Source organism: Streptomyces sp. NPDC005808 (assembly GCF_042871385.1).
Taxonomy (GTDB): Bacteria; Actinomycetota; Actinomycetes; order Streptomycetales; family Streptomycetaceae; genus Streptomyces.
The window spans coordinates 225,577-249,917 of sequence record NZ_JBIAIK010000010.1 but is presented as its reverse complement, the minus strand read 5'-3'; the positions used below and the strand labels follow the sequence as shown (position 1 = coordinate 249,917).

Below are 24,341 nucleotides of genomic sequence, written 5' to 3'. Positions count from 1 at the left end.
GTTGTCCCTCAAGGAGGTGCGCCAGGATGACCAGTACGGTCCCCGCGCTCGGAACCCGTACGGCCGAAGGCTCTGCCCTGGAAGCCGTGCTCCTCGACATGGACGGCACTCTGGTGGACACCGAGGGCTTCTGGTGGGATGTCGAGGCAGAGGTCTTCGCGTCCCTCGGCCATGTGCTCGACGACTCCTGGCGCCATGTGGTGATCGGCGGCCCGATGACCCGCAGCGCCGGATTCCTCATCGAGGCCACCGGAGCCGACATCACCCTCGCCGAGCTGACGGTGCTGCTGAACGACGGGTTCGAGGCCCGCATCGGCCACTCGCTGCCGCTGATGCCGGGGGCGGCCAGACTGCTCGCGGAACTGGCGGCGCACGAGATCCCCACCGCCCTGGTATCCGCCTCGCACCGGCGGATCATCGACCGCATCCTGAACTCCATCGGCCCCCAGTACTTCGCGCTCACCGTCGCGGGCGACGAGGTGGAGCGGACCAAGCCGTTCCCCGACCCGTATCTGCTTGCGGCCGCGGGACTCGGCGCCGCACCGGCCCGCTGCGCTGTCATCGAGGACACCGCGACGGGGGTCGCCGCCGCCGAGGCGGCCGGCTGCCAGGTGATCGCGGTTCCCTCGCTGGTCCCCATCGCGCCGGCTGCCCGACGTACCATCGTGGCCTCTCTGGAAGAGGTCGACCTGCCTTTTCTCCGCGGCCTGATGACGGAAATCCGGTAGGCGTTCACCCAGCGTGCGGAACTGAATACGCGATTGGGCCGGAGAGCCCGCCGGTGGATCCGCGCCGAATCCGCGGCGAATCCCTCCAGGGAATTGGAAAGAGGCCGGGATGGCTGAATTCCGGTACTTCCCGGCGGAGTCGCGAGTGTGAGGTTCGCCACTTGACCAGGGGTCGACATCGGGCCTGGCATATGTCGCGAACTCCCTTGCGGGGACGGCTGACGTGACCTTGTGTCCCGATTGGTGAATCGCTGCACGAATCCTTCCGCTCTCGGGTTGTCGGTGTGTCCACGACCCGTATCACAGCGTGATGGGAACTCAACTCCGGTCCCTGGGGGCCGCGGTGGCGGTGCGGACTAATGTCGTCGCGAGAACATCGCCGTATCTCCGTGACCCGCAGCACCACCCCTGCATGCCGGGCTCGCGGAATCAACAGCTCTGGAGAAACTCGAGCATGAACCGCAAGACTTTGGTGCTGCCGGCCGTGATCGGCCTGCTCGCCCCGGTGCTCGCCGCGTGTGGGGGGGCCAACGGCGGGAGCGGCAGTGGTGACCCGATCATTGTCGGCACCACCGACCGGTTCATCGCATCGAAGGACGCCCCGGCTCCCCTCGACCCGGCGTACGCGTACGACGTCGGCAGCTGGAACATCCTCCGCCAGACCGTACAGACCCTGATGATCATCCCGCGCGGTGACGGCGAACCCCAGCCCGAAGCCGCCGAGGAGTGCGGCTTCACCGACACGGGCAACGAGCGCTACGCCTGCACACTGCGCAAGGACCTGACATTCGCGAACGGCGACCCCGTCACCGCGGAGGACGTCAAGTTCTCGATCGACCGCGCCCTGTCGCTCCAGGCCGACAGTGGTGTCTTCGCGCTGCTGTCCACCGTCGACACCGTCGAGACCCAGGGCGACAGCGAGGTGATCTTCCACCTCAAGACCGCGGACGCCACCTTCCCCTTCAAGCTGTCGACCCCGGTCGCCGGCATCGTCAACCCCGACGACTACGACAAGGGCAAGCTGCGCGACGGCTTCAGCATCGACGGCTCCGGCCCGTACACGTTCAAGGCCGAGGTGAAGGACGACGAGCTCGTCAACGCCGTCTTCACCAAGAACCCCAACTACAAGGGTGTTCTGACGATCAAGAACAGCCAGGTCGAGATGCGTTCCTTCGCGGACGCCGACGCGATGGGCGACTCGCTCAACAGTGGCGACATCGACCTGATGACCCGTTCGATGACGCCGGAGCAGATCAAGAAGCTCGGCAGCGCCACGGACAGCAACATCGACCTGATCGAGATGCCCGGTCTTGAGATCCGCTACCTGGCCTTCAACACCGACGACCCGTCCGTGAAGTCCGCGGCGGTCCGCCAGGCCATGGCCCAGGTCATCAACCGTGGCGAGCTCGTCTCCAAGGTCTACGGCACCTCGGCCGACCCGCTCTACTCGCTGGTCCCGGCCACCATCACCGGCCACTCCAACTCGTTCTTCAACAAGTACGGCGAGCCGAGCGTGAGCAAGGCCAAGACGCTGCTGGAGCAGGCCGACATCACCACGCCGGTGAAGCTCACCCTGAACTACACGACCGACCACTACGGCTCGGTCACCGCGGACGAGTTCGAGCAGCTCAAGCAGCAGCTCAACGCCAGTGGCCTGTTCGACGTCGACATCAAGGGCTCGCCCTGGGACACCTTCGTCCCGGCCGAGCGCGACGGCCAGTACGAGGTCTTCGGCATGGGATGGTTCCCTGACTTCCCGGACGCCGACAACTACATAGCGCCGTTCCTCGACAAGGACAACTTCCTCAAGTCGCCCTACTCGAACAGCACGATCATCGACACCCTGATCCCGGAGTCCCGCCGCGAGGCCGACCGTCTCACCGCCTCGAAGAGCATCACCGAGATCCAGGACATCGTGGCCGACGACGTACCCGTGCTGCCGCTGTGGCAGGGCAAGCAGTACATCGCGGCGCGGGACGACATCACCGGCGCCGAGTGGGCGCTCAACTCCTCCTCGACCCTGCAGCTGTGGGAGCTCGGTCGCGGGGTGAGCGGCTGACGGACCTGCCCTCGCCGGGCCCCACACCGGCGAGATCCGGCCATCCCCGAGAACCAACGACAAGGCACAACACGTGAATCTCCGCAACCAGTGGCCAGTTCTGTCCGTCACGGCCGGGCTGGCCGTCGGCCTCCTCACCGGCTGCGGTTCGCAGTCCGGCGGCTCGGGGGGCACCGGATCCTCCATCGTGATGGGGATGTCCGACGACGTCCTCGCCACCGACCCGGCGTCCGGCTACGACCCGGGCTCCTGGCTGTTGTTCAACAACGTCTTCCAGTCGTTGCTGAGCTTCCCCAAGGGCGGTACGGAGCCTGAGCCGGAGGCCGCCAAGGAGTGCTCGTTCACGGACACCACCACAACGGTTTACTCGTGTACTTTGCAGAGCGGGCTGAAGTTCAGCAACGGTGACGCGCTCACCGCCGAGGACGTCAAGTTCTCCTTCGACCGCATGCTGAAGATCAACGACGACGCCGGTCCCGCGATCATGTTCCCCATGCTCGACAAGGTGGAGACACCCGACGCCGAGACCGTCGTCTTCAAGCTCAAGTACGCCGACGCCACCTTCCCCAGCAAGATCGCCTCCGGCGCCGGCTCGATCGTGGACCACAAGCAGTACGCCGAGAACGGACTGCGTACCGACAACAAGGCGGTCGGCTCGGGACCGTACAAGCTGGACTCGTTCAGCAAGGACAAGGCCGTCTTCTCCGTCAACAACAGCTACCGGGGCACCGCCCAGGTCAAGAACTCCGGTGTGACGCTGAAGTTCTTCCACGGCGACCGGACCGCCCTGAAGAAGGCCCTGGAGAACAACGAGATCGACATCGCCTACCGAGGCCTCGCCGCCGACGACATCGCGGACATCGAGAACGAAACCTCCACCGGCACGGGCGTCAACGTCGTGGAGGGGACCAGCGCCGAGGTGCAGCACCTGGTCTTCAACATGAACGACCCGGTGGCGGGCAAGCTCTCGGTGCGCAAGGCCATCGCCTATCTGCTCGACCGGCAGGCCCTGGTCGACGAGGTCTACCAGGACACGGCGACACCGCTCTACTCGATCATCCCGGCCGGCATCGTGGGCCACAACACGGCCTTCTTCGACACCTACGGCGCCAGCCCCTCCCCGTCCGAGGCCGAGGCCGCGCTGCGCGCCGACGGGATCACCGACAAGGTGAAACTGACCCTCTGGTCGACGCCGTCGCGCTACGGACCCTCCACGGACGAGGAGTTCAGGACGATCGCCAAGCAGCTCAACGCCAGCGGTCTCTTCGACGCGACCGTCAAGTCCGTCGCCTTCGACCAGTACGAGAAGGACATCGCCAACGGCAAGTACGGCGTGTACGTGAAGGGCTGGGTGCCCGACTACCCGGACCCGGACAACTTCACAGCCCCCTTCTTCGGCGAGGGCAACGTGCTGGGCAACAACTACAGCAACAGCACGATCACCGGACAGCTCATCCCGGAGACGGCCGCCGAGAGCAACCGCGGCTCCACCGAGGCCGACTACGGCAAGCTCCAGGACATCGTGGCCGACGAACTGCCGCTCATCCCGCTCTGGCAGGCAAAGCAGTACGCGGTCATCCGCGACAACGTCTACGGCCTGGAGTACTGCCTCGACGCTTCGACCGTCTTCCGCTTCTGGGAGATCAGCAAGGACTGACCCCGGCACGGTGTACGCAGAGGGCGGTCCCTTCCTCCCGGAGGAAGGGACCGCCCTCTGCGCTGTGCGTGCGGGCTACTGAGCGCCGGGGCGCACCAGCCCGCTCTCGTACGCGTACACCGCGGCCTGCACCCGGTCGCGCAGGCCCAGCTTGGTCAGGACGTGCCCCACATGCGTCTTGACCGTGGTCTCGCTCACGAACAGGTCGGCCGCGATCTCGGCGTTGGACAGCCCACGGGCCACCAGCTTCAGCACCTCGACCTCGCGGTCGGTCAGTGTGTGCAGGGTGTCCGGCATTGGGTCGTCGCCGGACGGCAGATGGCTCGCGTACTTGTCGAGCAGGCGGCGCGTGATGCTCGGCGCGAGCATCGCCTCGCCCGAGGCCACCACCCGGATCGCCTGCACCAGCTCGTTGGCCGGCGCGTCCTTGAGCAGAAAGCCGCTGGCGCCCGCCCGCAACGCCTCCACCACGTACTCGTCGAGGTCGAAGGTCGTCAGCACCAGCACCTTCGCCGGACCGTCCCGGCCGGGGCCGGTGATCTGCCGGGTCGCCTCGACGCCGTCCATCCTGGGCATACGGATATCCATCAGAACCACATCGGGCTGCAGGGCACGGACTTGGTCGAGTGCCTGGAGACCGTCACCGGCCTCGCCGACGACTGCCAGGTCCTGCTCCGCTTCCAGGATCATCCGGAAGCCGGTGCGCAGCAACGGCTGGTCGTCGACCAGTAGGACGCGGATGGCCACGTGAGTCTCCTTCGCTAGTCCGGCCCCATTCTGCCCTGCTGGGCGTCACCGGACTCCGGCGCCCTGACGGGCAGCGGGTACGGCGGGGGAGTACCGCCGAATTCCGGACACACCGCCTGGTGGTCGCACCACCCGCAGAGCTTGGTGGGCCGGGGCCGCCAGTCACCCGACTCGGTGGCCTCCCGGATCGCCTCCCACAGCGCGTGCAGTTTGCGCTCGACGCGCTCCAGGTCCGCGATCACCGGGTCGTACGTCAGTACGTCGCCGCTGCCGAGATAGACGAGCTGGAGCCGGCGCGGGACCACCTGCTTCAGCCGCCACACCACCAGGGCGTAGAACTTCATCTGGAACAGGGCACTCTCGGCGTACTCGGGCCTTGGGGCCTTGCCCGTCTTGTAGTCGACGATCCGCACCTCGCCCGTCGGCGCCACGTCGACGCGGTCGATGATCCCGCGCAGCTTGAGCCCTGAGTCGAGTTGGGCCTCGACGAACAGCTCCCGCTCGGCGGGCTCCAGCCGGGTCGGGTCCTCCAGCGTGAACCAGCGCTCCACCAGCTGCTCGGCCTCGGTGAGCCAGCGCGCCAGCCGCTCGCCCTCGGGGTCGTCGGCGAACAGCTCCACGACCTCCGGCCGCGTCTCGCGCAGCCGGTCCCACTGGCCGGGGATCAAGGACTTCGCACGCGGCGCCGTACGCTCCGTCGCTGGTACGTCGAAGAGCCGCTCCAGCACCGCGTGCACCAGCGTGCCGCGTGTGGCCGCCTCGCTCGGCTTCTCGGGGAGCTTGTCGATCACCCGGAACCGATAGAGCAGCGGACACTGCATGAAGTCGCCGGCGCGCGACGGCGACAGGGACGTGGGTGGCAGGGCCGCCACCGTCGCCACGGCTTCGGCGGGTGCGTCCGCGATGCCGCTCTCGGCCACGCCCTCGGTGCTGGTTTCCATGACGACAGACCTTACGGCTCACCACTGACATCGATGCTGATACTCAGGGTCCGGTGGTCGTGGCTCCTGCAACGCCGTGGAAAACAGAGGGGGTGCCGGGGCGGAACGTGCCGCGACGGCCGCATACCATCGACCACAGACCCTGCTCCGCATGATCGGGAGTGGAGGACGCTTCGAACGAGGGGACATCGTGGACGAGAGCGGCGGGAGCGGAAAGCCGCGCTCCGGTACCGACGAAGCGGCCGAGCGCCACGAGGGGCCCCAGGCCTCCGAGGGCCCCGCCGCGGACGCCACGCGCCCAGAACGGGAGAGGCCGGAGAACTCCGCCACACCTTCGGAGCCGGTCGGCGACACCGAGGCGCGTCGGCCCGCGGCGGAGACCGAGCCCGCCATGGACACCTCGAACGAGCCTTCGTCGGCTTCGCGTCTTTCGGACGAGTCTCCGTCCGAGCCCCGTTCATCGGACGAGCCCTCGGCCACCTCCCGCGTCTCGGACGAACCTGCGCCCGCCCACCGTCCCACCGACGATCCCCAAGCCCACCCCGGCCCCCTGGACGGCGTCAGTCCGCACACCGGTGCGCAGGGTGAACCCGGGACCGAGGACTCCGCCAGGACGCGCGCCACGTCCGGCTCCGGCAAGGGACGGCCGCCGCGCCGCGAGAAGGGACCCGGCGGCGGGCTGCTCATGGGCCGCCCCTTCGGCGTCCCCGTGTACGTCGCTCCCAGCTGGTTCCTCGTCGCCGCCCTGATCACCTGGGTGTTCGGCGGCCAGCTCGACCGCGTGCTGCCCGAACTCGGCGGCCTGCGCTACCTGGTATCCCTCTTCTTCGCGGTCGCCTTCTACGCCTCCGTGCTCGTCCACGAACTGGCCCACACGGTCGCCGCCCTGCGCTTCGGGCTGCCCGTGCGCCGGATCCAGCTGCAGTTCTTCGGCGGGGTCTCGGAGATCGAGAAGGAGTCCGAGACCCCGGGCCGCGAGTTCGTACTGGCCTTCGTCGGGCCGCTGCTCTCCCTCGTCCTCTCGGGCATCTTCTACCTCGCCATGCAGACCGTGGATCCGGGCACCGTGCCAGGTGTCCTGCTGGGTGGCCTGATGATCTCCAACCTCATCGTGGCAGCCTTCAACCTGCTGCCCGGGCTGCCCCTCGACGGCGGCCGGATGCTCCGCGCGGTCGTCTGGAAGATCACCGGCAGGCCGATGAGCGGCACGATCGCCGCCGCCTGGGTGGGCCGTGCCCTCGCCGTCTCGGTACTCATCGGGCTGCCGCTGCTCACCCAGTCCGGAGCGCTCGGCGAGTCCTCCGACGACATGGGCGGCATGGACACCGTCACGGACGCCCTGCTCGCCGCCATCCTCGCCGCGATCATCTGGACCGGCGCCGGCAACAGCCTGCGGATGGCCCGCCTGCGCGAACACCTTCCGGAGCTGCGCGCCCGCGCGCTCACCCGGCGCGCGGTCCCGGTCGAGACCAGCACCCCGCTCTCGGAAGCGCTGCGCCGCGCCAACGACGCCGGCGCCCGCGCCCTGGTCGTGGTCGATGCCGACGGCAGGCCGCTCTCCCTGGTCCGTGAGGCCGCCATCGTCGGCGTACCCGAGCACCGCCGCCCCTGGGTCGCGGTCAGCGGCCTCGCCCAGGACCTCACCGACGGCATGCGCGTCTCCGCCGAGCTTGCCGGCGAGGACCTCCTGGACACCCTGCGCGCGAACCCCGCCACCGAGTACCTGGTCGTCGAGGACTCCGGCGAGATCTACGGCGTCCTGTCCGCCGCCGACGTGGAACGCGCCTTCGTGAAAGCCATGGCCCGGCCCGCCTAGTGGTGGTCCGGGCAGTGGTCGGGTGCCTCTTGCGGGACCGGTAGGCTGGTCACATGTCCGAACCGACCGGTGCCGCCCGCAGGCGCGGGCCCTTCAAGGTCGGGGACCAGGTTCAGCTGACCGACCCCAAGGGCCGCCACTACACGTTCACGCTCGAAGCCGGAAAGAACTTCCACACCCACAAGGGTTCTTTCCCGCACGACGAGCTGATCGGTGCTCCCGAGGGCAGCGTTGTCCGCACCACGGGGAACGTCGCCTATCTCGCGCTGCGCCCCCTGCTCCCCGACTACGTCCTTTCCATGCCCCGCGGCGCCGCCGTGGTCTACCCCAAGGACGCGGGGCAGATCCTGGCCTTCGCCGACATCTTCCCCGGCGCCCGCGTCGTGGAGGCGGGCGTCGGCTCCGGCTCACTCAGTGCCTTCCTGCTGCGCGCCATCGGCGATCAGGGAATGCTGCACTCCTACGAGCGCCGCGAGGACTTCGCCGAGATCGCCCAGCAGAACGTGGAGCGCTACTTCGGCGACAAGCACCCCGCCTGGCAGCTCACCGTGGGCGACCTCCAGGACAACCTGTCGGACACCGACGTCGACCGCGTCATCCTCGACATGCTGGCCCCCTGGGAGTGCCTGGAGGCCGTCTCCAAGGCACTCGTCCCCGGCGGCATCCTCTGCTGCTACGTCGCCACCACCACCCAGCTCGCGCGGACCGTCGAGTCCATCCGCGAGATCGGCTCCTTCAACGAGCCGACCTCCTGGGAGTCGATGATCCGCAACTGGCACGTCGAGGGCCTGGCCGTCCGCCCGGACCACCGGATGATCGGCCACACCGGCTTCCTGCTCACCGCCCGCCGCCTCGCGGACGGCGTCGAGCCGCCCATGCGGCGCCGCCGCCCCTCCAAGGGCGCCTACGGCGACGACTACACCGGTCCGAACGCCGACGGCGGCATGGGCCGCTGACGTAACCAACGCACCACAACTGTGGCCGAGTTCCCGGCACAACCGGGGAACTCGGCCACAGCGCTCTCCTGTTGGCGTGCCGCCAAAGGTCGGCCAAAGGTCCGCCGAATGTCCGTCAGAAGTGCGGACCCCGCCGTTCCGCCGCACTGTGACGTGTGGCACCATGCGGGACACCCCCACCGGCACAGCCCTCACGGGAGACACTCCTAGTGCAGCAATCCGCCGTCCCGGAACTGGCACACACGAACACCAGCCCTATCCAGTGGGTCGCCACGGCCACCGCCGTCGCCGGAGTCGTCGCGCTCTCCTCCCTACTGCAGCCCGACCCGGCCACAGCGGCGCAGTCCGGCCCCGATGCGAAGCCGGCTCAGGCCTCCGCCGCGGCCCCCGACCCGTCCGCCGTGGACTTCCCGATCGAGTGCGGGCCCGTAAAGGTCCTCGTCCAGAAGAAGGCCTCCGGAGACCTCGACGGTGACGGACGTCCCGAGACGGTGGCCGTGGTCCGTTGTGACGCGGGCTCGGGCACCCCGCCCAACGGTGTCTACGTCCTCACCCAGGCCAAGGACGAGTCCGAGCCCCGCGTCGTGGCCACTCTGGTCGACCCCAAGGACCGCCTGAGCGTCACCGACTTCGCGCTGAGTGACGGCGCCGTCACCGCCACCCTGCTCGGGTACTCGTCGTCCGAGGTGCCGAGTTGCTGCCCGGACGTGAAGGAGCTGGTCAAGTGGCAGTGGAAGAACGGGGTGTTCGTCCGCTCGACACCCTCCGGGGCTCAGAGTGTGTGATCGCCCTGCGCGGTCCGGGCGTACGAAAACACCCTCCGCGCCGCGGAGGGTGTGAGCAAGTAGACATCAGTGACGCGGAGTGCGGTAGCGGTCACTCCGCGTCAGGGCCGTAAATCTCGACCTTGTCCGAAATCCGACGTACGTGGATACAGTCGCCCGGGCACTCCTTCGCGGAGTCCGTCACATCGCGCAGAAGCGGCAGTGGTACGGGCGTTGTGGCGCCCGGGGCCTGCAGCAGTTCGTCGCCGGAGCCCTTGACGTACGCCAGGCCGTCGATGTCCAGTTCAAAGACCTCGGGAGCGTACTGGGCGCAGATCCCGTCTCCGGTACAGAGATCCTGGTCGATCCAGACCTCTAGCGCCTCGCCGCCGACTCCGGCCTCCTGCTGCACGGTCTTTCTCCTGCCGTTTCCTGCGCCCAGTGACCCGATATCCCTGCAAGTCGGGCCAGCTCTGACGGGTGTTGAACACTTCGACCCTACCTCCGTCCGCTTCCCAATCATGTTGGGTGGGTATTCCACTGGCGTGAGGGAGAGCGCAAGGGTGAAGATCGGACACACCCCGACAGTCTTTGTGATCTAGGGGTTTCAATCGACACCCACCCAGGTAGGGTCTGGAAGCGTCCAGCTCCCCTTGGAGGAGGTGAGGACCGTGGCAGCCCACGACGACGACATGAACCGCGGCATCCGCCCGGGTAGAGGGTCCGATGACCCCGCCGGGCAGGTTGCCTACCTTGAGCAGGAGATCGCCGTCCTGCGACGCAAGCTCGCCGACTCTCCGCGACACACGAGGATTCTCGAAGAGCGGATCGTCGAGTTGCAGACGAATCTGGCCGGCGTGTCCGCTCAGAATGAGCGGCTCGCCAACACGCTCCGTGAGGCCCGCGACCAGATCGTGGCCCTCAAGGAGGAGGTCGACCGGCTCGCACAGCCGCCGGCAGGCTTCGGTGTCTTCCTCGTGGCCAACGAGGACGGCACGGCGGACATCTTCACCGGGGGCCGCAAGCTCCGGGTGAACGTCAGCCCCAGCGTGGAGCTCGAAGAGCTCAGGCGCGGCCAGGAAGTGATGCTGAACGAAGCCCTCAACGTGGTCGAGGCCATGGAGTACGAGAGCGTCGGCGAGATCGTCACCCTCAAGGAGATCCTCGAGGACGGCGAACGAGCCCTCGTGCAGGGGCACACCGACGAGGAACGGGTGGTACGGCTCGCCGAGCCGCTCCTGGACGTCGTCATCCGCCCCGGCGACGCCCTGCTTCTCGAACCCCGTTCCGGCTATGTCTACGAAGTCGTTCCCAAGAGTGAGGTCGAGGAGCTCGTCCTCGAAGAGGTCCCGGACATCGGCTACGAGCAGATCGGCGGCCTGGGCAACCAGATCGAGATGATCCGCGACGCGGTCGAGCTCCCGTACCTCCACCCCGATCTGTACAAGGAGCACGAACTGCGGCCGCCCAAGGGCGTCCTGCTGTACGGGCCTCCTGGATGCGGCAAGACGCTCATCGCCAAGGCCGTTGCCAATTCGCTGGCCAAGAAGGTCGCGGAGGTCACCGGTCAGGGCGCCGGCAAGAGCTTCTTCCTCAACATCAAGGGCCCCGAGCTCCTGAACAAGTACGTCGGCGAGACCGAGCGGCAGATCCGCCTGGTCTTCCAGCGTGCACGTGAGAAGGCCAGCGAAGGCACTCCCGTCATCGTCTTCTTCGACGAGATGGAGTCCCTGTTCCGCACCCGTGGATCAGGCGTCAGCTCGGACGTGGAGAACACCATCGTCCCCCAGCTGCTCGCCGAGATCGACGGCGTCGAGGGCCTGGAGAACGTGGTCGTGATCGGCGCCTCGAACCGCGAGGACATGATCGACCCCGCGATCCTGCGCCCCGGACGACTCGATGTGAAGATCAAGATCGAGCGCCCGGACGCCGAAGCGGCGAAGGACATCTTCGCGAAGTACCTCACAGAGCGCCTTCCGCTGCACTCCGACGACCTCGGTGAGCACGGCGGCGACCGGGCGGCCACGGTCACCAACATGATCCAGACCGCCGTGGAGCACATGTACGACGAGTCCGAGGAGAACCGCTTCCTCGAGGTCACCTACGCCAACGGTGACAAGGAAGTCCTGTACTTCAAGGACTTCAACTCCGGCGCCATGATCGAGAACATCGTCGGCCGCGCCAAGAAGGCGGCCATCAAGGCCTTCCTCGACCAGAACCAGAAGGGCATTCGGGTCTCCCACCTCCTCCAGGCATGCGTGGACGAGTTCAAGGAGAACGAAGACCTGCCGAACACCACCAACCCGGACGACTGGGCCCGCATCTCCGGCAAGAAGGGCGAACGGATCGTGTACATCCGTACGCTGGTCACCGGAAAGCAGGGCGCGGACACCGGTCGCTCCATCGACACGGTGGCCAACACCGGTCAGTACCTGTAATAGACAGGGCGGCTGCGGGTGCCCTCCGTGGGTACCCGCAGCCGACTGTTTTCCGGGTCACGGCTGGAGCGAGGCAATGACGCAAATGATCTCCCCACCAGTGCAAAGGCGTTCTAGGCTCTTTCGTACCGCCGAGTCGCGAAGTGCGGGGACGGGCACCGCACACGCGCCGGAGCACCAGCGGTACTTGAGCAGCGCCCCCGACCGAGGGCACTGCCGGGCAAGGAGGGCCGCATGACCGTACGGCGAGTAATGGGCATCGAGACGGAGTACGGGATCTCCGTCCCCGGTCACCCGAACGCCAATGCCATGCTCACCTCGTCCCAGATCGTCAACGCGTACGCGGCGGCGATGCACCGGGCGCGCCGCGCCCGCTGGGACTTCGAGGAGGAGAATCCGCTGCGGGACGCGCGGGGCTTCGACCTCGCTCGCGAGGCCGCCGACTCCAGCCAGCTCACCGACGAGGACATCGGCCTGGCCAATGTCATCCTCACCAACGGCGCACGGCTGTACGTGGACCATGCACACCCGGAGTACAGCTCGCCGGAGGTCACCAACCCGCTGGACGCCGTCCTGTGGGACAAGGCCGGCGAGCGCATCATGGCGGAGGCCGCGGAGCGCGCGGCCCAGCTTCCGGGCGCCCAGCCGATCCACCTCTACAAGAACAACACCGACAACAAGGGCGCCTCGTACGGCACGCACGAGAACTACCTGATGAAGCGGGAGACCCCCTTCTCGGACATCGTGCGCCACCTCACGCCGTTCTTCGTCTCACGTCAGGTCGTCACCGGAGCGGGCCGCGTCGGTATCGGTCAGGACGGGCACGAGCACGGCTTCCAGCTCAGCCAGCGCTCCGACTACTTCGAGGTCGAGGTGGGCCTGGAGACCACCCTGAAGCGCCCGATCATCAACACGCGCGACGAGCCGCACGCGGACGCCGAGAAGTACCGCAGGCTGCACGTGATCATCGGCGACGCGAACCTCTCCGAGATCTCGACCTATCTGAAGCTGGGCACGACGGCCCTGGTCCTCTCGATGATCGAGGACGGCTTCATCGCCGTGGACCTGGCGGTCGACCAGCCCGTACGCACGCTCCATCAGGTCTCGCACGACCCCACTCTCAAGCGCCTGGTCACGCTCCGCAGCGGCCGGACACTCACCGCTGTCCAGCTCCAGATGGAGTACTTCGAGCTGGCCCGCAAGTACGTGGAGGAACGGTTCGGGTCGGACGCCGACGACCAGACCGTGGATGTCCTGCTCCGCTGGGAGGACACCCTGAACCGGCTGGAGAACGACCCGATGAGCCTCTCCGGGGAACTCGACTGGGTCGCCAAGCGGGAGGTCATGGAGGGCTACCAGCGCCGTGACAACCTCGACTGGGACGCCGCCCGGCTGCACCTGGTCGACCTCCAGTACGCCGACGTGCGGGCCGAGAAGGGCATCTACAACCGCCTGGCGGCGCGGGGCAAGATGAAGCGACTCCTGGACGAGCAGGACGTAGAGCGGGCCCGTACGAAGCCGCCGGAGGACACCCGCGCGTACTTCCGTGGGCGCTGCCTGGAGCAGTACGCCGACGATGTCGCGGCGGCCTCCTGGGATTCGGTGATCTTCGATCTGCCGGGCCGCGACTCGCTCCAGCGCGTCCCAACCCTGGAGCCGCTTCGCGGAACGCGTAATCACGTCAAGGAGCTCCTGGACCGCTGCCGCACGGCTGAAGACCTGGTCAAGGTCCTGTCGGGCGGCTGAGCGGCCACGGAGGGGCGCGCACGACCGACGGGGTCGGCGCGGCGGATCGGGGTGGAAAGAAGCCGCGTCCGGGAATCATCGAGGTGGCTCCCGGACGTTGTAGCAACTGCGGGGCCGATGTCGGACCCTGCTTGTAGGGTCTGATCAAGAACGTCGAACCGAGCGGGGTGAGGGTTTATGGCGACCAAGGACACCGACGGCGGACAGCAGAAGGCCACGCGTTCCACCGAGGAGGTCGAGGAGCAGGCGCAGGACGCGCAGTCTTCCGAGGACCTCAAGGAACGTCAGGAGAAGCTGAGCGACGACGTGGACTCCGTCCTCGACGAAATCGATGATGTGCTCGAAGAGAACGCTGAGGACTTCGTGAGGTCCTTCGTTCAAAAGGGCGGAGAGTAACGCCAGTTGTCCGCCCCGGAGTCGGCCTGATCCAGCGGGTCGACGCCGGGACGGATGATCGGCGTTCGCGCGGGTATGGTCCGTGCACAGATTTGATGATCGGCTCGGCCGTCCACGGCGGGCCGCAGCCTACGTGGAAGGAATCGCGTGGAAGCCAACCCTCGTAGCACCGGGCGTCTGCCGGCTGCCTTCCTGACGCCCGGGTCGTCGTCCTTCATGGACTTCCTCTCCGACCACCAGCCCGACATGCTTCCCGGCCGGCGGCAGCTGCCGCCCACCCAGGGCGTGATCGAGGCTCCGCACGGCACGACCATCGTGGCCGTGACGTTCCCCGGCGGTGTGGTTCTCGCCGGTGACCGGCGGGCCACCATGGGAAATGTCATCGCGCAACGTGACATCGAGAAGGTCTTTCCGGCCGATGAGTACTCGGCGGTGGGCATCGCCGGTACGGCGGGTCTGGCCGTCGAGATGGTGAAGCTGTTCCAGCTGGAGCTGGAGCACTTCGAGAAGGTGGAGGGCGCCACACTCTCCTTGGAGGGCAAGGCGAACCGCCTGTCCACGATGATCCGTTCGAACCTCGGCATGGCCATGCAGGGCCTCGCGGTGGTTCCCCTCTTCGCGGGCTACGACGTGGACCGCGAGAAGGGCCGGATCTTCTCCTACGACGTCACCGGCGGCCGCTCCGAGGAGCACGGCTTCGCCGGCACCGGCTCCGGCTCGGTCTTCGCGCGCGGGGCCATGAAGAAGCTCTACCGCAAGGACCTGTCCGAAGCGGAGGCCACGACCCTCGTCGTCCAGGCCCTGTACGACGCGGCCGACGACGACTCGGCGACCGGTGGTCCCGACGTCGCCCGCCGGATCTACCCGATCGTCACCGTGATCACCGAGGACGGATTCCGCCGTCTGGGCGACGAGGAGTCGTCCGAGATCGCCCGCTCCATCCTGGAGCGGCGTCTTGAGCAGCCCGACGGTCCGCGAGCCGCGCTGCTCTGACAGTGGCTGCCTGGCAGTGACCCCGTGGTGGCCACTGCCTGGTAGTCGCTCGGACAGCGACTTCTTGGAAGGCGATCCAGTGACTTCGACAGAAAGGGACGGATAGCCGGTGTCGACGCCGTTCTATGTCTCACCCCAGCAGGCGATGGCCGACCGGGCGGAATACGCCCGTAAGGGCATCGCCCGTGGCCGCAGCCTCGTTGTGCTGCAGTATGCCGACGGCATCGTGTTCGTCGGCGAGAACCCGTCCCGCGCGCTGCACAAGTTCAGCGAGATCTATGACCGGATCGGCTTCGCCGCCGCCGGCAAATACAACGAGTACGAGAATCTGCGGATCGGTGGCGTGCGTTATGCCGATCTGCGGGGTTACACCTACGACCGTGACGATGTGACCGCGCGCGGCCTTGCCAACGTTTATGCCCAGACGCTGGGCACGATCTTCTCCAGTGCGGCCGAGAAGCCGTACGAGGTGGAACTCGTGGTCGCCGAGGTGGGGGACACCCCCGAGGGCGATCAGATCTACCGGCTGCCGCACGACGGGTCGATCGTGGATGAGCACGGGTCGGTCGCGGTGGGTGGTAATGCCGAGCAGATCAGCACGTATCTGGATCAGCGCCATGAAGACGGCATGTCGCTTGCCGAGGCTTTGAAGCTGGCCGTGCAGTCCCTGTCGCGTGAGGCGAACGGGGGCGAGCGGGAGATTCCGGCGGAGCGGCTCGAGGTGGCGATCCTGGATCGGACGCGGCCGCAGCAGCGGAAGTTCAAGCGGATTGTCGGGCGGCAGTTGGCTCGGTTGCTGGAGGCGGACGGGGCGTCTACGGCTACCGAGGCGGAGGATCCCGACGACGAGTAGTGAGTCTCGGACTGTGTTGTTGCTTATCGCGTGCCCCGGGCCTTGGCGGCCGGGGCACGCGGCGTTTTGGGGTAGGTGGGGTTTGGGGCGCGCGGCGTTTGGGGTGCGTGGGGTCTGGGGCGCCGCGTTCGGGGTGCCTGCCCTTCGGGCGCCTGTGGTTCGGGGCGGGGCGGGCCTCTCGGCGCCCGGCTCCTTCTGCCAGGGGAGGCTGGCTGCCTCTCGGTCTGGGTGCGGACGCGGGCCTGGGATCAGGGTCCTGAGGGGCGTGGTGGGGCTGTGGAGCCTCTGACGACCAGTTGCACCGGGATGTCGCCCTCTGGGGGACTGTGGCCCTCCAGGACGGCGAGGAGGGCCTGCATGCCGCGTTCGCCGAAGAGTTCGGCGTTCAGGCGGACCGTGGTCAGTTCGGGGTCGATGGCTCTGGCGAGGGCCAGGTCGTCCAGGCCGGTGACAGAGAGGTCGTCGGGAATGTGCAGGCCCAGGCGGCGGGCCGCTTTGTAGGCGCCTGCGGCCAGTTTGTCGTCGTCGCAGACAAGAGCCGTCGGCCGGGGGCCGGGGACCGCCAGGGCGGTCTCCGCGGCTTCCAGGGCGCCCTCGATGGAGATCGGGGCGCGGGCGGTGCGGAGGCTGGTGCCGGGGACCTCGGCGAGGCGTGTGGTGAGTTCCTGGGCTCGTACCTCGAAGGTCCAGGAGGGGACGTCGGCCGCCAGGTGCAGGAAGTGGCGGTGGCCCAGGGCGAGGAGGTGTTCGGCGACCTGGCGTACGCCGTCCCTGATGTCGAGGTTGACGGTTGCCGCACCCACGCTGCCCTCGGGGTTGCTGTCGAGCATGACCAGGGGGAGCTGGTCGCCGCGGATCGCGGTGAGCGCGTCGGCCGCCATGGAGGAGGCGATCACGCCGTCCAGGGCGGCGCGTGCCGAGCCGAAGGGATCCCGCGCGGGGCCGACGCCCTCGGGGGAGGGGTAGAGGACGACGCCGAAGCCGTGCTCGGCGGCCACCCGGGCGGCGCCCGTGTAGACGCCCGCGAAGAACTCGGTGGTCAGGGCGGGGACCACGAGGAGGACGGTGCGGGTGCGGCCGAGGCGCAGGTTGCGGGCGGCCAGGTTCGGGCGGTAGCCGAGCTCCTTGGCGGCTTCCCGGACCCGTTCGGCTGTCGCCTCGGACACCCGGCCGCGCCATTTGTCACCGAGCACCAGCGAGACCGCGGCCTGGGAGACGCCGGCAGCCTGGGCGACGTCCCGGCTCGTGGGGCGCGTGCTACCTCGTGCCACCGTCGACCTGCTCCCTCGTCTGGACTCGCGGACTGCGCACATGGTACTTATGAGAGAAGAAGTTATACGTAAAACTTCGGACTTCACCGGATTACTGGAAGGGCACGTCATGGCCGCGGGATATGTGGAGATCCTCCGGGCGCGGCATGCGGCCCGGCTGCTCACCGGGACGCTCATAGGGCGGCTTCCGAACGCGACCGCCGCCATCGCCGTCGTGCTCTTCATCCGCGCGGAGGGCGGCACGTACAGCCTGGCGGGTGCGCTGGCCGCCGTGTACGGGGTGTCCAATGCCGTGGGGCAGCCGCTGCTCGGGCGGCTCGTGGACCTGTACGGGCAGCCGCGTGTCCAACTGCCCGCCGCGCTCGTCTCGGCTCTCGGGATGGCGCTCTTCGCGTTCGCGGGCACTGACCCGCTGCCGGTCGCGTACGTCGCCATGGTGATTGCCGGGCTCTTCACGCCGCCCCTGGAAGGCGGGCTGCGAGCGCTGTGGCCGTCCGTCCTCCGCAAGGAGGAGCAGGTGCACACCGCGTACGCGATGGACGCCGTGGCGCAGGAGATCATGTTCACCGTCGGGCCGTTGCTGGTGACGCTGTGCGTGGCGCTCTGGTCCGCCCAGGCCGCGCTGCTCGTCCTGAACGTCATCGGCGTCCTGGGCGCCCTCTCCGTGGTCGTGTCGCCCCCCTCGCGCGCGTGGCGCTCGGCTCCGCGCGAGGCGCACTGGCTCGGCGCGCTGCGGTCGGCCGGGCTGGTGGCCCTGCTCGGAGCCTTCCTGTTCGTCGGGATCGCGCTCGGTTCGATCACGGTCGCCTCCGTGTCGTACGCGGACGGACATGGCGGGGACGCGGTGTACGGGTGGCTGATGGCGGGCATCGGCTTCGGCGCCCTCCTCGGTGGTACGGCGTACGGCGCGCGACAGTGGACCGGTGCGCCCGAGCGGCGGCTGCGGCTGCTCGTGGCCCTCCTGGCGGTGTGTTACGTGCCACTGCTGCTGGTGCCCGGCCCGGTCGCCATGACGGCCCTCACCACCCTCGCCGGGGTGTTCCTCGCGCCCTGTATCGCCTGCGCGTTCGTCCTCGTCGACCGGCACGCTCCCAAGGGCACCGTCACCGAGGCGTTCTCCTGGCTTGTGACCACGTTCACCGTGGGAGCGTCCGTCGGAACGGGCCTGGCGGGCCCGGTCGTCGAGTGGGGCGGGGCGGTGTGGGGCTACGCCGTTCCGGGTGCCGCGGGTGCCGCCGCGCTGGTGGTTCTGCTGGCCACGGGGCGGGTCCTCGCAGCCGCCGCGAACACGGAGGTGGTTGCGGTCTCATCGGAAAATGATCCAAACCGTGCCGTCGAACCCCGTTTGCGGTCAGGGGATCGGGCGTAATGTTCAGTCATGGACCGCCGCATTTTCGGGCTGGAGAACGAGTACGGCGTCACGTGTACGTTCAGGGGACAGCGCCGCCTGTCTCCCGACGAGGTGGCGCGGTACCTCTTCCGCCGTGTCGTGTCATGGGGCCGCAGCAGCAATGTCTTTCTGCGGAACGGTGCCCGCCTCTATCTCGACGTGGGATCACATCCGGAATACGCCACACCCGAATGTGACAACCTGACCGAACTGGTCACCCACGACAAGGCCGGCGAACGCATTCTCGAAGGACTCCTGGTAGACGCCGAACGACGCCTGCACGAGGAAGGAATCGCGGGCGACGTCTACCTGTTCAAGAACAACACCGACTCGGCAGGAAACTCCTACGGGTGCCATGAGAACTATCTGGTGGCCCGGCACGGGGAGTTTTCCCGACTCGCGGACATTCTGATTCCGTTCCTCGTCACAAGGCAGCTCCTCTGCGGTGCCGGCAAGGTGCTGCAGACCCCGCGGGGCGCCGTGTACTGCGTCAGCCAGCGCGCCGAGCACATCTGGGAGGGCGTCAGCTCGGCGACGACCCGCTCCCGGCCGATCATCAACACACGCGACGAACCGCACGCCGACGCCGAGCGCTACCGCAGGCTGCACGTCATCGTCGGCGACTCGAACATGTCCGAGACGACCATGCTCCTCAAGGTCGGCGCCACCGATCTGGTGCTGCGCATGATCGAGGCGGGCACGGTGATGCGCGACCTGACCCTGGAGAACCCGATCCGGGCGATCCGCGAGGTCAGCCACGACATCACGGGCCGGCGCAAGGTGCGTCTGGCCAGCGGCCGGGAGGCCTCCGCCCTCGATGTGCAGCGCGAGTACTACGAGAAGGCCGTGGACTTCGTGGAGCGCCGCGGCATCCGCACGGGAGTCGTCGAGCAGGTCCTCGAACTGTGGGGCCGCACGCTCGACGCGATCGAGGCCGAGGACCTCGACCGGATCGGCACCGAGATCGACTGGGTCATGAAGTACCAGCTCATCGAGCGGTACCGGGCGAAGCACAACATGACCATGTCCAACCCGCGCGTCGCGCAGATAGACCTCGCCTACCACGACATCCACCGTCGGCGAGGTCTTTACTACCTCCTGGAGAGGAAGGGACAAGCCGCCCGCATCTGCAACGACTTGAAGATCTTCGAGGGCAAGTCCGTGCCCCCGCAGACCACTCGGGCGCGGTTGCGCGGCGACTTCATCCGGCGCGCTCAGGAACAGCGCCGGGATTTCACGGTCGACTGGGTGCACCTCAAGCTCAACGACCAGGCGCAGCGCACCGTGTTGTGCAAGGACCCGTTCCGCAGCGTCGACGACCGGGTGGAGAAGTTGATCGCGGGAATGTGAGCGAAGTGTTCCGGCCTTGATCGCGGAACGCAACGCGGGGCGTCGTACGTTTTCCGTACGGCGCCCTTCTCGTGTTGACAGTGCTGCTCAGGGGGACAACGCCCCGATTCCCGGCCGGAATCAGGGGCGGGCCGGAACCCCGGACGGCGCCCAAACGTCAGTAAGGTAGCGCGCACGCCATCAACCAAGATCGACCGAACGAGGGCCCCCACCGTGCGCCGACGCTCACTTCTTCTAGCCGTACCCGCTGGACTCGTCACACTCGCCGGTTGCGGTGACGACAAGTCGGACACGGCTGAGTCCAGCAGCAGCCCGTCGGCTTCGGCCTCCGCCTCGGCCGCGCCGCCGCCGAAGATCGTCGACGGACCGCTGCCGGCCATCACGGCCGGTGCGAAGTTCGGTGAGAAGCCGACCGTCGCCAAGGGCAGCGGCGACCCGTCGAAGGACCTGGCCGTCAAGACGGTCATCGCGGGCAGCGGCAAGACAGTCGCGGAGAACGACTACATCGAGGCCCACTACCTCGGCCAGGTCTGGGCGACGGCGAAGGTCTTCGACAACTCCTACGACCGCAAGACGCCTCTGCTCATCCAGCTCGCGCAGGGCAGCATCATCGACGGCTGGCGCTACGGCCTGGTGGGCAAGAAGGTCGGCAGCCGCGTCGAGATGTCCGTGCCGCCGACCTGGGGCTACGGCACGGAGGGCAACACGCAGGCGGGCATCAAGGGCACGGACACCCTGGTGTTCGTCGTCGACGTGCAGAACACGTTCAACTCCACGAGCTCCGCCCAGGGCAAGACGGTCGCGCAGGACAACATCGACCTCCCGAAGGTCGGCACCAACACCGATGGCAAGGCCCCCTCCATCGACGTACCGAAGTCGGACGCCCCGACGAAGCTCGTGGCGAACTACGTCATCGAGGGCGACGGCGCGGAGGTCGCGGCCGACAGCACCGTCCTGGTGCAGTACAAGGGTGTGCTCTGGGCCGACGGCAAGGAGTTCGACTCGACGTACAGCAGGGACTCGCTGACGTCGTTCTCGCTCACGCAGGTCGTCAAGGGCTGGGCCCAGGGGCTGACCGGCAAGAAGGTCGGCAGCCGCGTCCTGATCGTCGTCCCGCCGAGCCTCGGTTACGGCGACAGCCCGCCGGAGGGAAGTGGCATCAGCAAGGACTCCACACTGGTGTTCTCGGTCGACATCCTGGCGAAGATGTAACGCCTGCGGGGATGTGAGACTGTCGGAGTTGCTTAAAGGCCTTTACGCGAACAAGCAGGAGCTAGAGACGTGAGCATCGACAAGCCCGAGATCGACTTCCCGGGCGGCGAGCCCCCGGCGGACCTCGAGATCAAGGACATCTGGGAGGGCGACGGGGCGGTGGCCAAGGCCGGCGACTTCGTCAAGGTCCACTATGTGGGCGTGGCCTTCTCCACCGGCGAGGAGTTCGACGCCTCCTGGAACCGCGGCACGCCGCTCGAGTTCCAGCTCGGTGTCGGCCAGGTCATCAGCGGCTGGGACAAGGGCGTGCAGGGCATGAAGGTGGGCGGCCGCCGCCAGCTGGTCATCCCGGCGCACCTCGCGTACGGCGACCGCGGCGCCGGTGGCCGGATCGGTCCCGGCGAGACGCTGATCTTCGTCTGCGACCTCGTCGCGGTCTGAGTCGCGGCCTATCCACAGCGTCGCGGATCGACAGAGTCGAGGTCTGATCGTCGTACATCATCTGGCGAGGTCTGACCGGACTTGATCATCTGGGGCCCATGCCTTTCCGGGCATGGGCCTTCGGCTTTTGCCACGACACTTCGGAGCGGTACGGTCATCGGTCGGAAGCACCATAGGAAGGGCGTCGATGGCCATTGCCAAGGCCGAGCGGCTGATGAACCTGGCGCTGTGTCTGCTCGGGACACGGCGGCCGCTCAGCAAGCGCGAGCTTCGCGAGTCCATCGAGGCCTATCTGGAGGCGAGTTCGGACGACTCCTTCAACAGGATGTTCGAACGAGACAAGGACGATCTGCGCGAACTCGGCCTGGTCATCGAGACGGTGGAGAACCTCGACGGTGAGGTCGGCTATCTCGCACGCCGTGACAGCAACCGGCTGCCGGCCATCACCCTCGACGCCGAGGAGGCCGCCGCCCTCGGCCTCGCCGCCAAGGTGTGGCAGCAGGCCCGCCTCGCGGGTGCCGCGAGCGGCGCCCTGCAGAAGCTGCGCGCCGCCGGCCTGCCCGAGGATGTCGACCCCTACGAGCCCCATGGCGCCCTGGAACCGCACATCCCCGTGCACGAGGCGGCCTTCGAGCCTTTGATGCTCGCCTGCCGCGACCGCCGTCCGGTCGCCTTCGACTACCGCAAGGCCACCGCTGTGCGCCCCGAGCCCCGCCTTGTCGAACCGTGGGCCCTGGAATGCTGGCGCGGGCACTGGTATCTGGCGGGCTGGGACCGTGACCGGGGAGCCGAGCGCGTCTTCCGGCTCTCGCGAATCACCGGCAAGGTCCGCACCCGGGCGGGCCGGTACACCGCCGACGTTCCCGACGTCGTCACCGTGCGCGAGACCGTCGCGAGCTGGGCGGGCGAGATCGCCGACCGCTCCGCGCTGATCAGGCTGCGCACCGGCGCCGGCTACCCGCTGCGGGCCAAGGCCGTCTCCGTACGGGAACTCGGGGACGGGTGGGACGAGTTGGAGATTCCGTACGGGCACGGTCTGGACGCCTGGCTGGTCGAGTTCGGGCCCGACGTGGTGGTCCTGGAGCCGGCCGAGCTGCGGGCGGATGTCGTCGACCGGCTGCGCGCCGTGGCCAAGGGCTGAGGGGAAAATCAGGAAAGTGGCAGGAAAACCGGCCAGGCCCACGAACGCGATCGACCAGACCCGGCGGATGCTCTCGCTGGTCACGTATCTGCGTGAGCGCCCCGGCGCGCGCGTCAGCGATGTCGCCCGGGCCTTCGGGATCACCGAGGACGAGCTGATCTCCGACCTCGATGTGCTGCCGCTGTGCGGGACCAGTTTCCGCGGCGGCGACCTGCTCGACATCGACACCGACGGCGACCGGATCTGGTGGCGCAACCCGGGTGCCCTCGGCGCGGACGCGGCCGAGCCGCTGCGGATCGCCGCCGACGAGGCGACCGCGCTGCTGGTGGCCGCCCGCGCGGTGTCCACGCTGCCCGGACTGCGCGAGGGCGACCGGCAGGCGCTGCTGCGCGCCACCGCCAAGGTGGAGGCCGCCTCGGGCGAGGCGGCCGGGGCCAGCTCCCGGCTCTCGGTCACCTTCGAGTCCGAGGGCGGGGTCTTCGCGGACGTCGACCGGGCCATCTCGGAGCGGCGCCGGCTGTGGATCCGCTACTACTCGCCCTCGCGCGACGAGCTCTCCGAGCGCGAGATCGACCCGATCCGCCTGGTCAGCGTCGGCCACACCTATGTGGAGGCCTGGTGCCGCCGCTCCGAGGCACGCCGCACCTTCCGGCTGGACAGGGTTGCCGAGATCCGCATCCTGGACGAGCCGTCCGCGCCGCCCGAGATCGAGATGCGGGACCTCTCCGAAGGGCTCGTGCAGCCGGCGGCCGAGGACCCCGAGGTGGTCGTGGAGGTCGGCCCCGGCGGGCGCTGGGTCGCCGAGTACTACCCGCACGACACCGCGGACGAGCTTGCGGACGGCGGACTGCGTATCACCTTGCGGACCCCCGATCCCACGTCGCTGCGGAGGCTGGCGCTGCGCCTGGGCCGCGACGGCCGGATCGTCTCACCGCGGGATCTCGCGGACAGTGCCCAGCAGGCGGCCCGCGAGGCACTCGCGGCCTACGACGGGCCTCAGGGAGTTCAGGACGGGCCGTACGACAGGCAGGAGCAAGGGCTTTGAGCACGTCGACGATGTCTGGTGTGTCGGAGACGACCGGTGCGGCAGGGAAGGCCGGTCCTTCGGGCCGGGCGGCAGGTGCCTCGGCGGGCTGCGGCCCGGAGGTGTCCGTCGGCACGGCCTTCGCCGGGATGAGAAGGGTGGTCGAGACGGTCTTCCGGGCCGGCTGCCCCGACTGCCGGGCCGCTTTCGAGCTCGGGGCGGGCGCCCTGATGCTGGCCATCGGTGCGTCGAGCCGCACCACCTTCTACTCCTTCACCTGCCCCGAGTGCGGCGCCGCCGTCCGCAAGCCCGCCGGTGAGCGCATCGTGGAGCTCCTCACCGGGGGCGGGGTGCGGACACTGCGCCTGCACTCGACCGTCTAGCAGATGCCCAGTGGCGGTCCCCGGCTCGGCCGGGG

22 protein-coding genes are annotated in these 24,341 nt (G+C 68.2%); 18 read left to right on the top strand and 4 right to left on the bottom strand.

The annotated features are described in order from the left end of the window. The first annotated feature begins 26 nt into the window (after positions 1–26). From ACFYPC_RS23495 to ACFYPC_RS23485, 3 genes are all read left to right on the top strand, one after another. A complete protein-coding gene (locus tag ACFYPC_RS23495; RefSeq protein WP_388679414.1) occupies positions 27–728 on the top strand; it encodes an HAD family hydrolase in 702 nt (233 codons plus the stop codon). 454 nt (positions 729–1,182) lie between these two features. Next, positions 1,183–2,787 (top strand): ABC transporter substrate-binding protein, encoded by a 1,605-nt coding sequence (locus ACFYPC_RS23490; RefSeq protein WP_388679412.1) that lies wholly within the window; start codon positions 1,183–1,185, stop codon positions 2,785–2,787. A gap of 73 nt (positions 2,788–2,860) precedes the next feature. Then, positions 2,861–4,444, top strand: a complete 1,584-nt coding sequence (locus ACFYPC_RS23485; protein WP_388679409.1) for an ABC transporter substrate-binding protein — start codon at positions 2,861–2,863, stop codon at positions 4,442–4,444. A gap of 75 nt (positions 4,445–4,519) precedes the next feature. Here the strand turns inward: ACFYPC_RS23485 and ACFYPC_RS23480 are convergent, their stop codons facing one another. Both ACFYPC_RS23480 and ACFYPC_RS23475 read right to left on the bottom strand, forming a co-directional pair. Next, the gene (locus tag ACFYPC_RS23480; protein WP_388679406.1) at positions 4,520–5,191 is read right to left on the bottom strand and encodes a response regulator; all 672 of its coding nucleotides are present in this window, start codon (positions 5,189–5,191) and stop codon (positions 4,520–4,522) included. A 14-nt stretch (positions 5,192–5,205) separates the two neighbouring features. After that, a complete protein-coding gene (locus tag ACFYPC_RS23475; RefSeq protein WP_388679403.1) occupies positions 5,206–6,132 on the bottom strand; it encodes a RecB family exonuclease in 927 nt (308 codons plus the stop codon). Between the two features lie 190 nt (positions 6,133–6,322). Here ACFYPC_RS23475 and ACFYPC_RS23470 point away from each other — a divergent pair, with 190 nt between their 5' ends. The 3 genes from ACFYPC_RS23470 (at position 6,323) to ACFYPC_RS23460 (ending at position 9,689) form a co-directional block, all read left to right on the top strand. Further along, positions 6,323–7,948: a site-2 protease family protein gene (locus ACFYPC_RS23470; protein ID WP_388679494.1), complete on the top strand. Its 1,626-nt coding sequence runs from the start codon at positions 6,323–6,325 to the stop codon at positions 7,946–7,948. A 53-nt stretch (positions 7,949–8,001) separates the two neighbouring features. Then, a complete protein-coding gene (locus ACFYPC_RS23465; protein ID WP_388679400.1) occupies positions 8,002–8,904 on the top strand; it encodes a tRNA (adenine-N1)-methyltransferase in 903 nt (300 codons plus the stop codon). A 209-nt stretch (positions 8,905–9,113) separates the two neighbouring features. After that, positions 9,114–9,689, top strand: coding sequence for a hypothetical protein (locus ACFYPC_RS23460; protein WP_388679397.1), 576 nt, complete (start codon positions 9,114–9,116; stop codon positions 9,687–9,689). A 91-nt stretch (positions 9,690–9,780) separates the two neighbouring features. On the opposite strand, the gene ACFYPC_RS23455 is transcribed toward ACFYPC_RS23460, so the two are convergent. After that, entirely contained in the window at positions 9,781–10,080 is a 300-nt protein-coding gene (locus ACFYPC_RS23455) for a ferredoxin (RefSeq protein ID WP_388679394.1), read from the bottom strand. A 259-nt stretch (positions 10,081–10,339) separates the two neighbouring features. Here ACFYPC_RS23455 and arc point away from each other — a divergent pair, with 259 nt between their 5' ends. From arc to prcA, 5 genes are all read left to right on the top strand, one after another. Further along, on the top strand, positions 10,340–12,106 hold the full coding sequence (arc, locus tag ACFYPC_RS23450) for a proteasome ATPase (RefSeq protein WP_388679392.1): 1,767 nt from the start codon (positions 10,340–10,342) through the stop codon (positions 12,104–12,106). A 234-nt stretch (positions 12,107–12,340) separates the two neighbouring features. Continuing rightward, complete coding sequence (dop, locus tag ACFYPC_RS23445; RefSeq protein ID WP_388679389.1) at positions 12,341–13,852, top strand: depupylase/deamidase Dop; 1,512 nt, start codon at positions 12,341–12,343, stop codon at positions 13,850–13,852. 177 nt (positions 13,853–14,029) lie between these two features. Next, positions 14,030–14,248 (top strand): ubiquitin-like protein Pup, encoded by a 219-nt coding sequence (locus ACFYPC_RS23440; RefSeq protein WP_388679386.1) that lies wholly within the window; start codon positions 14,030–14,032, stop codon positions 14,246–14,248. 147 nt (positions 14,249–14,395) lie between these two features. Next, on the top strand, positions 14,396–15,241 hold the full coding sequence (prcB, locus tag ACFYPC_RS23435; protein WP_388679383.1) for a proteasome subunit beta: 846 nt from the start codon (positions 14,396–14,398) through the stop codon (positions 15,239–15,241). 109 nt (positions 15,242–15,350) lie between these two features. Continuing rightward, entirely contained in the window at positions 15,351–16,094 is a 744-nt protein-coding gene (gene prcA / locus ACFYPC_RS23430) for a proteasome subunit alpha (RefSeq protein WP_388679381.1), read from the top strand. A 248-nt stretch (positions 16,095–16,342) separates the two neighbouring features. On the opposite strand, the gene ACFYPC_RS23425 is transcribed toward prcA, so the two are convergent. Next, a complete protein-coding gene (locus tag ACFYPC_RS23425; RefSeq protein WP_388679379.1) occupies positions 16,343–17,365 on the bottom strand; it encodes a LacI family DNA-binding transcriptional regulator in 1,023 nt (340 codons plus the stop codon). A 109-nt stretch (positions 17,366–17,474) separates the two neighbouring features. Between ACFYPC_RS23425 and ACFYPC_RS23420 the strand changes: the two genes are divergently transcribed. The 7 genes from ACFYPC_RS23420 (at position 17,475) to ACFYPC_RS23390 (ending at position 24,306) form a co-directional block, all read left to right on the top strand. Beyond that, positions 17,475–18,734: an MFS transporter gene (locus ACFYPC_RS23420; protein WP_388679377.1), complete on the top strand. Its 1,260-nt coding sequence runs from the start codon at positions 17,475–17,477 to the stop codon at positions 18,732–18,734. A gap of 9 nt (positions 18,735–18,743) precedes the next feature. Beyond that, a complete protein-coding gene (pafA, locus tag ACFYPC_RS23415) occupies positions 18,744–20,105 on the top strand; it encodes a Pup--protein ligase (RefSeq protein WP_388679374.1) in 1,362 nt (453 codons plus the stop codon). A gap of 213 nt (positions 20,106–20,318) precedes the next feature. Then, a complete protein-coding gene (locus ACFYPC_RS23410) occupies positions 20,319–21,317 on the top strand; it encodes an FKBP-type peptidyl-prolyl cis-trans isomerase (RefSeq protein ID WP_388679371.1) in 999 nt (332 codons plus the stop codon). A 69-nt stretch (positions 21,318–21,386) separates the two neighbouring features. Then, positions 21,387–21,758: an FKBP-type peptidyl-prolyl cis-trans isomerase gene (locus ACFYPC_RS23405; protein ID WP_385736092.1), complete on the top strand. Its 372-nt coding sequence runs from the start codon at positions 21,387–21,389 to the stop codon at positions 21,756–21,758. A gap of 187 nt (positions 21,759–21,945) precedes the next feature. Continuing rightward, positions 21,946–22,899: a helix-turn-helix transcriptional regulator gene (locus ACFYPC_RS23400; protein WP_388679369.1), complete on the top strand. Its 954-nt coding sequence runs from the start codon at positions 21,946–21,948 to the stop codon at positions 22,897–22,899. A gap of 16 nt (positions 22,900–22,915) precedes the next feature. Further along, entirely contained in the window at positions 22,916–23,944 is a 1,029-nt protein-coding gene (locus tag ACFYPC_RS23395; protein ID WP_388679366.1) for a helix-turn-helix transcriptional regulator, read from the top strand. Between the two features lie 20 nt (positions 23,945–23,964). Beyond that, positions 23,965–24,306 (top strand): hypothetical protein, encoded by a 342-nt coding sequence (locus ACFYPC_RS23390; protein WP_388679364.1) that lies wholly within the window; start codon positions 23,965–23,967, stop codon positions 24,304–24,306. Positions 24,307–24,341: the final 35 nt, after the last annotated feature.